This window comes from Phenylobacterium sp. (assembly GCF_036402295.1).
GTDB lineage: Bacteria > Pseudomonadota > Alphaproteobacteria > Caulobacterales > Caulobacteraceae > Phenylobacterium.
This window is the reverse complement of the sequence record NZ_DASWTE010000399.1, coordinates 1-10011: the sequence shown is the minus strand read 5'-3', so window position 1 is coordinate 10011 and position 10011 is coordinate 1. Positions and strand designations below refer to the sequence as shown.

Below are 10011 nucleotides of genomic sequence, written 5' to 3'. Positions count from 1 at the left end.
GGGCTTCATCGAGAGCCCGATGACCGAAGCCCTGAACGAGCAGCAGAAGGCGGCCATCCTGGGCAAGATCCCGTCCGGCCGCCTGGGCTCGGGGGGTGACGTTGCCGCCGCGTGCGCCTATCTGGCGTCGGACGAAGCCGGCTACATCACCGGCCAGACGCTGCATGTGAATGGCGGAATGGTGATGATCTGACTATCGCCAGCCCGAGGGGAACGTGGTACGCGCCCCGCGGATTTGACCACCCAAGCGGCGGTTGACTTCACCGTCGCCGTCGTTGATGCAAAGACCTGAATAACCCCTGAGGGACCTACCGAATGTCCGACGTCCTTGAACGCGTCCGCAAGATTGTCATTGAGCATCTCGATGCGGACCCCGAAAAGGTGACCGAGAAGGCCAGCTTTATCGACGACCTGGGCGCCGACAGCCTCGACAACGTCGAGCTGGTGATGGCGTTCGAGGAAGAGTTCGATATCGAGATCCCGGATGACGCCGCTGAGCACATCCAGACGGTCGGCGACGCGGTCAAGTTCATCGCCGAGCGGCTGGGCGGCTAAAGCCCGCGCGCGACCTAGAATCGTTTCAAAGAGCCGCCGCGTCCCTGGGTTGAACCTCGAGGCGCGGCGGTTCGCTTTTGAGGCCTGCACATGCGTCGAGTCGTCGTCACCGGCATCGGGCTCCTGACCCCGCTGGGGCAGGGGCGGGAACTGACCTGGAAGCGGATCCTGGAAGGCACGTCGGGCGCCGGGACCATCACCGCGTTCGACACGACCGACTATGCCTGCAAGATCGCCTGCGAGGTGCCGCGCGTGGACGGCCGCGGCGGCGGCGGGCCTGACATCGAGGGCAGCTTCGACCCCGACCAGACGATGTCGGCCAAGGACCGCCGGCGCGTCGACGACTTCATCCTTTACGGCGTCGCCGCGGCCGACGAAGCGGTGAAGGACTCCGGCTGGGCGCCAGAGGACGACGAGGGCCGCGAACGCACTGGCGTGATGATCGGCTCGGGCATCGGCGGCCTGGGCACCATCGCCGAGACCGCCATCGAGCTGCACGAGCGTGGGCCCCGCAAGGTGAGCCCGTTCTTCATCCCCTCGGCCCTGATCAATCTGGTCTCCGGCCAGGTCTCGATCCGCCACGGCTTCAAGGGCCCGAACCACGCCGTGGTCACAGCCTGCGCCACGGGCGCGCATGCGATCGGCGACGCGGCCCGGCTGATCAAGTACGGCGACGCCGACGTGATGGTCTGCGGTGGCGCCGAGGCCAGCGTGGTGCCGGTGGGCATCGCAGGCTTCATCGCCTGCCGCGCCATGGCCACGGCCTTCAACGACACGCCGGAGAAGGGCAGCCGGCCCTACGACAAGGACCGTGACGGCTTCGTCATGGGCGAGGGCGCCGCCATCCTGGTTCTGGAAGAGCTCGAGCATGCCAAGTCGCGCGGCGCGAAGATCTACGCCGAGGTGGTCGGCTACGGCCTCTCGGGCGACGCCTACCACATCACCGCGCCCTCCGAGGACGGCGACGGCGGCTTCCGCGCCATGAGCGCGGCGTTGAAGGACTCCGGCCTGGCCGCCGCCGACATCGACTACGTCAACGCGCACGGCACTTCGACCATGGCCGACGGCATCGAGCTCGCCGCCGTCGAACGCCTGCTGGGCAACAGCGCCCCGGGCAAGCCGATGTCGTCCACCAAGTCGATGACCGGCCACCTGCTGGGCGCCGCCGGCGCGCTGGAGGCGGCGTTCTCGATCCTGGCGATTCGCGACCAGGTGGCGCCGCCGACCATCAACCTCGACAACCCCGACGTTGAGACGGTCCTCGACCTCGTGCCGCACAAGGCCAAGCCGATGAAGATCGACGTGGCCATGTCGAACAGCTTCGGCTTCGGCGGCACCAACGCCTGCGTGATCTTCAAGAAGTACGCGTGAGCGCAAAGCGGAGGCGGCTGAGCAAGCGGGCTGCGGCCGGCGTCGGCGGCTTCTTCCTCGGCCTGGCCCTGCTGCTGGGGCTGGCGGCGGTGTGGAGCTACGCCGGGCCGGGCCCCAAGGCCAGGGCGGGCGAGACGACCGCCGTGGTGCTGGAGCGCGGCGCGGGCGTGGGGCGCATCGCGCGCACGCTGGAAGACGCCGGCGTCATCACCTCGGCGACCCTGTTCAACGTGGCCGCCCGCCTGACCGGGGCGGCTGGCGAGCTGAAGGCCGGCGAGTATGAGATCGCCTCGGGCGCCTCGATGGCCTCGGTGCTCAGCGACATACGCGCCGGCCGCGTCGTGCGCCGATTGCTCACCATCCCCGAGGGCTGGACCAGCGGCATGGTGCTGGACGCGGTCAACGCCGAAGTGGTGCTGACTGGGACGGTGGAGGAACCGCCCGAAGGCTCGATCCTGCCCGACAGCTACGAGATCCAGCGGGGCCAGGCCCGCGAGGCGGTAATCGCCCGCATGCGCGAGGCGCACGACGAGCTGCTGGCCGAGCTGTGGGCGAAGCGCCAGCCGGGCCTGCCGATCGACACGCCGCGCGAGGCGGTGACCCTGGCCTCGATCGTCGAGAAGGAGACGGGCGTCGCGACCGAGCGGCCGCGGGTGGCGGCGATCTTCGTCAACCGGCTGCGCAAGGGAATGCTGCTTCAGAGCGATCCCACGATCATCTACGGCCTCACCAGGGGCCGGCCGCTGGGCCGGGGCATCCGCGCCTCGGAACTGGCCGCCGACAGCCCGTGGAACTCGTACAAGGTGGCCGGACTGCCGCCCGGGCCGATCGCCAACCCGGGCCGCGCGTCTCTGGAGGCGGTGCTGAACCCACCCAAGACGGACGAGCTCTACTTCGTCGCCGACGGGACGGGCGGGCACGCCTTCGCGACGACCTACGAAGAGCACGAGAAGAACGTCGCCCGCTGGCGCCAGATCGAGCGCGAACGGGGCGGGCGATGAGAAGAAGAGTGACCGCGGAAAACGCAGAAGGGCGCGGAAGGAGGCTCCGCGAGGGCCGAGGTCTTTCCGCGTTTTCTGCGTTTTCCGCGGTTATCTTAGCTGCGCCTGCGGCGCGAGGGACCTGCTGATGCCGATTTCCGGAATGACGGGGTTTGGGCGGGCCGAGGGGGCGTTGGGGGCCTGGTCGTGGGCGGCCGAGGCACGGAGCGTGAACGGGCGGAACCTGGAGGTGCGCTTCCGTGGGCCGCCGGGGTTCGAGGGCCTGGAGCGGGCGGCGCGCGAGGGCGCGCAAGCTCGGTTCCAGCGCGGCCAGGTGACCGTGGGCGTGCAGGCCAAGCGCGTCGAGGGCGCGGGCTCGGTGCGGGTGAACACCGAGCAGCTGGAGCGCTACCTGGAGCTCGGACGGCCGATGCTGGCGGATGGGCGCGTGGGCCCGCCGACCCTGGACGGCCTGCTGGCGCTGCGGGGCGTGATAGAAGCCGAGGATGCGGGGCTGGATCCCGAGGCGCAGGCCGAGCTGGAGGCCGCCATGGGCGCCTCGGTGGCCGCGGCGCTGGACGGGCTCCTGGTGGCGCGGCGGCAGGAGGGGACGGCGCTGCTGCCTGTGCTGAACGGGCAGGTGGAGCGGATCTTCGAGTTCGCCGGCCAGGCGCACGCCATCGCCGCCGACCAGCCGGCGGCGATCAAGGCCCGCTTCGAGGCGCGGCTGAAGGAGCTGGCGGGCGAGGCCGCCACCGAGGAGCGCATCGTGCAGGAGGCGGCCGCCATGGCGGTGAAGGCCGACGTGCGCGAGGAACTGGACCGGCTGTTCGGCCACGTAGATGCAGCCAAGGGCCTGCTCGCGTCGGACGCGGCGGTGGGCCGGCGGCTGGACTTCCTGACCCAGGAGTTCATGCGCGAGGCCAACACGCTGTGCTCGAAGAGCCAGCTCGGCGCCTTGACCACGGTGGGCCTGGACCTCAAAGCCACCATCGAGCAGTTCCGCGAGCAGGTGCAGAATGTGGAGTGAGGCGCGCCACGCGCTTGATTCAACCACGGATTTCACGGATTTCACGGATTGGGTCGGGGCGGCTGGGCCATCCGTGAAATCCGTGCAATCCGTGGTTCGGAATATGGGCCGCTTCGCGGCTCTTGCTGACTGAGGGGTGGTTGGTGAGTCCGGTGGACGATCATGCGAAGCCGTGGGAGACGGTGCGGCGGGGGCTGTTGCTGCTGGTGTCGAGCCCGGCGGGAGCCGGCAAGACCTCGCTGACGCGCACGCTGGTGGCGGACCACGAGAGCCTGATCCTGTCGATCTCGGCGACCACGCGCCCGCCGCGCCCTGGCGAGCAGGAGGCGCGCGAGTACTACTTCAAGACCCGCGCCGAGTTCGAGGCGATGATCGCCGCCGGCGAGTTCCTCGAGTACGCCACGGTCAATGGCAACTACTACGGCACGCCGCGGGGTCCGGTGGAGGCCGCGCTCGAGGCGGGCGACGACGTGATCTTCGACATCGACTGGCAGGGCGCCAAGCAGGTGGCCGAGAAGCTGCCCGACGACGCGGTGCGCGTCTTCATCCTGCCGCCCGCCTGGGGCGACCTGGAGCGACGGCTGAAGGCGCGCGCCCAGGACTCTGAGGAGATCATGGAGCAGCGGCTGCGGCTGGGTCGCGAGGAGATCCAGCACTGGCAGCAGTACGACTACGTGATCGTGAACAAGAACTTCGACCGGGCGTACGCGGACCTAGGCCACATCTACCGCGCCGAGCGCATGAAGCCAGGGCGCAACCCGTGGCTGCCCGAGTTCGTGGAGGGGCTGCTGGACGAGGCGTACGGCGACCACGAGCCGACCGGGGCGCCGCCGCGCACGACGATGATGCGGCCGGTGCAGAAGTAAGGGGCCTGCCTTCCCCGGCCCGAGGCGAACGTCGGCTTCCGACCCCGTTGCGGAAGTTCAGCGAGCGTTCAAAGCTGGCGCTATGCAATCGCTCCCTGTCGCCGAGTTCCGAAGGCTAGTTGAGCGCGAGCTTCTTCGCCGTAACCTCGCAAAGGTGAAGCTGCCCGGGGAAACTTTCCCGGCCTTTTGTCGACCGTCGCTCGAAGTGCGTCGCTTCTTTGCTCCTCACGCGATGAAGCGGCCCTGGGGCAATGTGCTATTGGGCGTGCTCGGGGTAGAAGTCCCAGCGTATGCTCGCTGGCTGGCCTCAAAGGGACAAAGCCCCCGTCTGGCGCGACTTACCTATTACATCTCCAACGAACGCCAGTTTATAGACCCGCCTTCGGTCGTGACGAATGCAGACCTTCCGGCGCTCGACAGCTGGATTGATCGCATTGTCAGCCGCTGCGACGGGCTGCCCGCCGACTTCCGCGAAATTGCACGCCTGCGGTCCCAGCCGTTTGGAGAGGGCGCGCGACATCTTGCGGACAACCCGCAGTTCTGGACCACCTATGACGAATGGCGAGCGACGGCCCGCAAAGGGGGCGAGTTAGGTCGGCTCCCCATCTGTGAGCGACGTTCGGCTCGCGACCGCTAGCGGACCTTGACGACGAACGCCCAAAAGGCGACGGCGGCGAGACCACACAAAGTCAAGACGACGACCCCAAACCAGTTTGGCTTCCAACGCTCCTGAGCTTCCCCTTTTGTGACCTCTTCTAACGAGGCCGACAGGGAAAACGACGGGAAGCGGCGAGCAGGCCAGTCTTCAGGTTTCTTCATTGCATATCAGCGGCCTTCGGAAGTCGGCCTCGCGCAGACGCCGATCACCAGCCCGTCGGACCAACCAGGTTCCCGTTGCGATCGCGCGCCCATCCCGTGGTGTCCGGCGTCGCAGGGGTTCCGCTGCCCGGCGCCTGCGGGTTGCCTGAGGGGGGCGCGGACCCGTCCGGAGCCCCCTGCGGACTGCCGCCGCCGGCAGGCGCGCCGGCCGGGCCGGGGGAAGATTGGGGGCCCGCCGCGGCGGACCCGTCCTTTGCAGGCACGCCTCCGCCGCAAGCCGAGACAAGGAGCGCCGCCAGGGCCGCCAGACCGGCGCCCGCGCGTGCCAGTTGCCCTCTGCGATGCCCCGTTGCCATGGCGGCCCAAGGTACATGGGTTTCCAGCGCCTGTCGAAGATCCACCCCGCCCACCCGATGGGCCTGAACGACGACCCGAGCGCGAGGCCGCAAAGCTGCGCCGCAGTGTTTTGAATAATAACGATATATGAAATTGCCTTTTCCCGAGGTGTGGCGCGACACTCCTCTCCATCACTTGCGATGATGGGGGCTATCCGATGGTTGTCTCTGTAAAAGTCGCCAGCTCGCCGAAGGCATTCCGCTCGCCGAGCACCTCAGTGAACCCCGGCGCCGGTCCGACGAGAGCACGTTCGAAGGGCCCGGTCGCCAGCCTGTTGGCCATTGCCCTGCTGGGCGCGACGGCCCTGCTTCCCGTCTCCGCCCTAGCGGCCGAGCGCGACGCTGTGCGGGTGTGGAACGCAAACGCGGTCACCGCGCTCACCAACGCGAATACCGCCGTGACGCCTGGCGCGCAGTTCACGCCTCCCGTCGCGATCATTCACCTGGCGATCGTCCAGGGCGCGGTCTACGACGCCGTCAATGCCATCAAGGGCGGGCATGACCCCTACCTGGATAGGCTCGTATTCGCGCCCAGCAGCGCGTCCAAGGGCGCGGCGGCGGCGACCGCGGCGCACCACGTCCTGATCGCCCTCATCGATCAGGCGCCCGTCACCGCGACGCTGACCCTCGACGTCAAGGCGGCCATCAAGGCTCGCCTCGATGCGGAGTACGCCAGTTCGCTGGCCGAGATCCCGGACGGCCTGGCCAGGGCCCACGGGGTCAATGTCGGGGCTGCGGCCGCGGCGGCCATGCTGGCCAATCGTGCCGGTGACGGCCGTTTCGGCGCGCCCGGCTTTCCGGTCCCCGCCGAGCCAGGCCCCGGGCAATGGCGGCCCCTGAGCGACCTCCCGATTGCCAACGATAGGAACGGATGGGTCCGAAACGTCCGGCCCTTCACGCTGCCGGCCCCGGAGACCTTCCACACGTCGGGGCCGTCCGCCCTGACCAGCGATCAGTACACGACCGAGTTCAACGAGGTGAAGGCGCTGGGCCGGGCGACCGGTTCCACCCGAACTGAGGAACAGACATCGCTGGCGTACTGGTCGGCGGGGCACCCGGTTCCGATGATGTTCGCGGCGCTGCGGCAAGTCTCGGTTTCGAGGAACCTGACGATCAGTCAGGACGCGCGGTTCTTCGCCATGACCAGCATCACGACGGCGGACAGCATCATCAATTGCTGGGCGGAAAAGGCCCACTGGAGCTTCTGGCGGCCGGTGACGGCCATCCAGCTCGCCGACACCGACGGGAATCCGGACACCACCGCCGATCCGACCTGGACCGGGCTCCTGCCGGTGCCGCCGTACGCGGACGAGCCGTCGGGCGCGAACTGCTTCACCGGCGGGCTGATGAACGCCGCGAAAGCCTTCTTCGGCAGCGATGAAGCGGAGTTTGACATGACCAGTCCGGGCATCGGGCCAGGAACGGGGTCAACGCGGCACTACAGCCGCTTCACCGATGTGGTCCGCGACATGATCGAGGCGCGGATCCTGGCCGGCCTGCACTTCCGCAGAGCCGACGTGAACGGCGCCATCCTCGGGCGGCGCGTCGCCGAGTTCGTCGACGCGAACTTCTTCAACTGCGGCCCGCCTGGCCAATGCAAGAAGGAAGAACTCGAGTAGCTGCGGCCCGCGGCCTGGTTGGCCGGTCGCAGGGTCCGCCACACTAGTCAGCTCGCGGGCGGATCGCCTTCGGACCGGCGCGGCTGAACGCTGAGCTCGGCGTATCCGGTGGCGGGGTCCAACCGCCGTCGGAACTCGGTGTCCGGCAACTCGCCGATCACCAGCTCGGCCGTCGTGTTGACGATGCAGCCCGGCGCGAGATGGCCGCCGACGCACGCGCCGTCGGCCCGCGCGAGGCTGATGTGGACGTGCAGGCCGTCGGGACCGAGCGTGCCGGCCAGCGACACGATCTCCAGGGGCTCGACGAAGGTCGCGAAGGCCTCGGGATCGCCGGCTGCGCCGGGCATCCGCAGGTGGGCGCGGGTGAGGCTTCCCACGCCGGAGAGGATGCACGCGGCCCGCAGCGCGTGTGTTTGGGTGAGACGCTCGAGCTCCGCTCGCAGGTCGGTCCCCGGCGTCAGGCGGAAGGCGTGCGCGCGCATGGGCGATACCTAACGCAGGGTGTCGGGAAGTGGGTAGCGGCCATCTTCGAGAGGCTGGTGAGCGGCCACGCGCATCGGGTCTAAAGCCGGCCGGCGGCGCCTAGGCGGCGGCGTCCGGCTTCCACTCCGGCTGTGCGTCGAACGTGGCCAGGGCGGGGTCCATGGCATCCCATGAGGGGCGGCTGCGGGCGAAGATCGCGACCTGCGGGGTCAGGTCGTCGGGCGTGTCGAGGGTGCCGAGCGTGACCGTCATGTAGCCCGGCATGGCGGAGTTCATGCCGAAGAGCGGGCTGCCGCAGGCCGGGCAGAAGACGCGGGTCACCGTGTTACCGAGCTCACTCTCGAGTTCGTAGCGCCCGACTTCGCCGCGAAGGCGGACGCCGGACTGCGGGAACATCGCGCCGGTCGAGTGCCCAGCCCCGCTCAGGCGCTGGCAGTCCCGGCAATGGCAGTGGGCCACGACGACGGGGTCGCCGTCGATCTCATAGGCGCAGGCTCCGCAGAGACAGTGTCCGGTCCGCATGGCACGCTCTCCTCGGCGTTCGGCTGTGGCACCTTCGTCGAGCCCAGCAAGGTGCGCAACGGTCGGTGACAGGAACGACGGCGGCCCGCAGCCGTTGGCTCGGTCTCAGACTAGGAGGCGAACATGGCCAATCGCGAGACGATCCAGCCCAACCCCGGCGACAAGCGCTACGCCCGGCGCGACGACAAGGGCCAGTTCACGGACGACCAGACCGACGTCGGCAAGTCGGCGGCGGTGGACCAGCGGCAGCATTCCGAGACGCCCGCGAAGAAGGGCCAGGGAGACCGCGGTGACCGGCAGAACTGAGCAACCCGACGCCTTGCCCGAGGACCTGCTGGAGACCGGCGAGGAGGAGGTGTTCTCCCGCGCCGAGGTGGAAGGCGGCCGGATCGAGCACAACACGGCGGCCGGACGGCACAGCGTGGCCGAGCGCGACGAGGCGCAGACCGAGCGCCAGGCGCCGGACGACGCGAGCGAGTCGGCGGACTAGGGGGACGTTGCCCAGGGCCGCGCAACGCGCTATGCGGCGGGCGAGATGGCTCGCCGCACGCACATGACCGCGATGACCGCCGCCCCCCACCTGCTTGGCGGCGCGGCAGCGATCTCGTGCGCGATGACCATGATGATTATCACCGTCACCTCCGAAGCGGGGCGAACGCGCGCGAGCTAAGACCTCCGGCGGATCGCAAGATCAGAACCCCGCTTCCGAAAGGCAGCGGGGTTTTTTCATGCGCGCCGCCGGTCCCCGACCACCACGACCCTTGAGGACCGAGCCATGAGCGACCCCCTTTCCGACCGACGACACTGCTTCGTCGTCGACGCCGTCGAGGCGCCCGACACGCTTGTGCGGGTGCTGACGCCGTTCGCCGTGCAGGGCGCGAGGCTGTTGAGCGTGGTGCTGGGCCGGGCGGGCGCGGGCCTCGAGATCCGCGTGGAGGCCGACGGGCTGGACGACGAGCGCGCGGAGACGCTGACGCGCCGGCTGCGCGGGCTGCCGTCAGTGGCGGCGGTGGCGGTGGGCTGGCGCTCCGCTACGGCCTAGAGGGCGAAGGAGAAGCCGCCGTTCACGGGGTAGACCTGGCCGGTGATCCACGGCGAGGCGTCGGAGGCCAGGAACTGCACCATGTTGGCGATGTCCTCCGGCCGGCCCGGGCGGCGGATGATGTACTTCTCCAGGGTCCGCTTCAGGCGCTCTGGGTCTCCGTTCAGCGTGCGCTCGACGGCGGGCGTGGCGGTCAGCGCGATGGCGACCGAGTTCGCCGTGATCCCGTAGCGGCCGAGCGAGCGCGCCACCGAGCGCATGAAGCCCGCGGCGCCGGCCTTGGCGCCCGCATAGATCTCCAGGCCCGCGTCGCCCCAGCGGCTGGCGTC

General features: G+C 69.2%; 14 protein-coding genes. 11 read left to right on the top strand and 3 right to left on the bottom strand.

Annotation, left to right across the window (positions count from 1 at the left end; genetic code table 11):
* From VGD44_RS23150 to VGD44_RS23115, 8 genes are all read left to right on the top strand, one after another.
* The coding region (locus VGD44_RS23150) for an SDR family oxidoreductase (protein ID WP_331090745.1) at positions 1 to 193 on the top strand (193 nt) is incomplete at its 5' end.
* Positions 194 to 315: 122 nt separating this feature from the next.
* Positions 316 to 555 carry an acyl carrier protein gene (locus VGD44_RS23145; protein WP_293681671.1) on the top strand — a complete coding sequence of 80 codons (240 nt, stop codon included), beginning with the start codon at positions 316 to 318 and terminating at the stop codon, positions 553 to 555.
* Positions 556 to 645: 90 nt separating this feature from the next.
* On the top strand, positions 646 to 1926 hold the full coding sequence (fabF, locus tag VGD44_RS23140; RefSeq protein ID WP_331090744.1) for a beta-ketoacyl-ACP synthase II: 1281 nt from the start codon (positions 646 to 648) through the stop codon (positions 1924 to 1926).
* Positions 1923 to 2927 carry an endolytic transglycosylase MltG gene (gene mltG, locus VGD44_RS23135; RefSeq protein WP_331090743.1) on the top strand — a complete coding sequence of 335 codons (1005 nt, stop codon included), beginning with the start codon at positions 1923 to 1925 and terminating at the stop codon, positions 2925 to 2927. The genes fabF and mltG overlap by 4 nt, the downstream gene beginning before the upstream one ends.
* A gap of 127 nt (positions 2928 to 3054) precedes the next feature.
* Positions 3055 to 3936 (top strand): YicC/YloC family endoribonuclease, encoded by an 882-nt coding sequence (locus tag VGD44_RS23130; protein WP_331090742.1) that lies wholly within the window; start codon positions 3055 to 3057, stop codon positions 3934 to 3936.
* Positions 3937 to 4079: 143 nt separating this feature from the next.
* Positions 4080 to 4802 carry a guanylate kinase gene (gene gmk, locus VGD44_RS23125; protein ID WP_331090741.1) on the top strand — a complete coding sequence of 241 codons (723 nt, stop codon included), beginning with the start codon at positions 4080 to 4082 and terminating at the stop codon, positions 4800 to 4802.
* A gap of 82 nt (positions 4803 to 4884) precedes the next feature.
* The gene (locus tag VGD44_RS23120; RefSeq protein WP_331090740.1) at positions 4885 to 5439 is read left to right on the top strand and encodes a hypothetical protein; all 555 of its coding nucleotides are present in this window, start codon (positions 4885 to 4887) and stop codon (positions 5437 to 5439) included.
* A gap of 852 nt (positions 5440 to 6291) precedes the next feature.
* A complete protein-coding gene (locus VGD44_RS23115; protein WP_331090739.1) occupies positions 6292 to 7635 on the top strand; it encodes a vanadium-dependent haloperoxidase in 1344 nt (447 codons plus the stop codon).
* Between the two features lie 47 nt (positions 7636 to 7682).
* On the opposite strand, the gene VGD44_RS23110 is transcribed toward VGD44_RS23115, so the two are convergent.
* Together VGD44_RS23110 and VGD44_RS23105 are read right to left on the bottom strand one after the other, a co-directional pair.
* A complete protein-coding gene (locus VGD44_RS23110) occupies positions 7683 to 8117 on the bottom strand; it encodes a PPC domain-containing DNA-binding protein (protein ID WP_331090738.1) in 435 nt (144 codons plus the stop codon).
* A gap of 100 nt (positions 8118 to 8217) precedes the next feature.
* The gene (locus VGD44_RS23105; protein ID WP_331090737.1) at positions 8218 to 8640 is read right to left on the bottom strand and encodes a GFA family protein; all 423 of its coding nucleotides are present in this window, start codon (positions 8638 to 8640) and stop codon (positions 8218 to 8220) included.
* Positions 8641 to 8763: 123 nt separating this feature from the next.
* On the opposite strand from VGD44_RS23105, the gene VGD44_RS23100 reads away from it, so the two are divergent.
* The 3 genes from VGD44_RS23100 (at position 8764) to VGD44_RS23090 (ending at position 9682) form a co-directional block, all read left to right on the top strand.
* Positions 8764 to 8946: a hypothetical protein gene (locus VGD44_RS23100; protein ID WP_331090736.1), complete on the top strand. Its 183-nt coding sequence runs from the start codon at positions 8764 to 8766 to the stop codon at positions 8944 to 8946.
* Positions 8930 to 9130: a hypothetical protein gene (locus VGD44_RS23095; RefSeq protein WP_331090735.1), complete on the top strand. Its 201-nt coding sequence runs from the start codon at positions 8930 to 8932 to the stop codon at positions 9128 to 9130. The genes VGD44_RS23100 and VGD44_RS23095 overlap by 17 nt, the downstream gene beginning before the upstream one ends.
* A gap of 285 nt (positions 9131 to 9415) precedes the next feature.
* Positions 9416 to 9682, top strand: coding sequence for a hypothetical protein (locus VGD44_RS23090; protein WP_331090734.1), 267 nt, complete (start codon positions 9416 to 9418; stop codon positions 9680 to 9682).
* Here the strand turns inward: VGD44_RS23090 and VGD44_RS23085 are convergent.
* A partial coding sequence (locus VGD44_RS23085) for an SDR family NAD(P)-dependent oxidoreductase (RefSeq protein WP_331090733.1) occupies positions 9679 to 10011 on the bottom strand: 333 nt, incomplete at its 5' end. The two genes, VGD44_RS23090 and VGD44_RS23085, sit on opposite strands and share 4 nt — an antisense overlap.

Excerpts from the sequence above, each read along its gene's own strand:
- VGD44_RS23145 (WP_293681671.1), top strand. The coding sequence starts at position 316 with ATGTCCGACGTCCTTGAACGCGTCCGCAAGATTGTCATTGAGCATCTC.
- fabF (WP_331090744.1), top strand. The coding sequence starts at position 646 with ATGCGTCGAGTCGTCGTCACCGGCATCGGGCTCCTGACCCCGCTGGGG.
- VGD44_RS23130 (WP_331090742.1), top strand. The coding sequence starts at position 3,055 with ATGCCGATTTCCGGAATGACGGGGTTTGGGCGGGCCGAGGGGGCGTTG.
- VGD44_RS23120 (WP_331090740.1), top strand. The coding sequence starts at position 4,885 with ATGCAATCGCTCCCTGTCGCCGAGTTCCGAAGGCTAGTTGAGCGCGAG.
- VGD44_RS23110 (WP_331090738.1), bottom strand. The coding sequence starts at position 8,117 with ATGCGCGCGCACGCCTTCCGCCTGACGCCGGGGACCGACCTGCGAGCG.
- VGD44_RS23105 (WP_331090737.1), bottom strand. The coding sequence starts at position 8,640 with ATGCGGACCGGACACTGTCTCTGCGGAGCCTGCGCCTATGAGATCGAC.
- VGD44_RS23100 (WP_331090736.1), top strand. The coding sequence starts at position 8,764 with ATGGCCAATCGCGAGACGATCCAGCCCAACCCCGGCGACAAGCGCTAC.
- VGD44_RS23090 (WP_331090734.1), top strand. The coding sequence starts at position 9,416 with ATGAGCGACCCCCTTTCCGACCGACGACACTGCTTCGTCGTCGACGCC.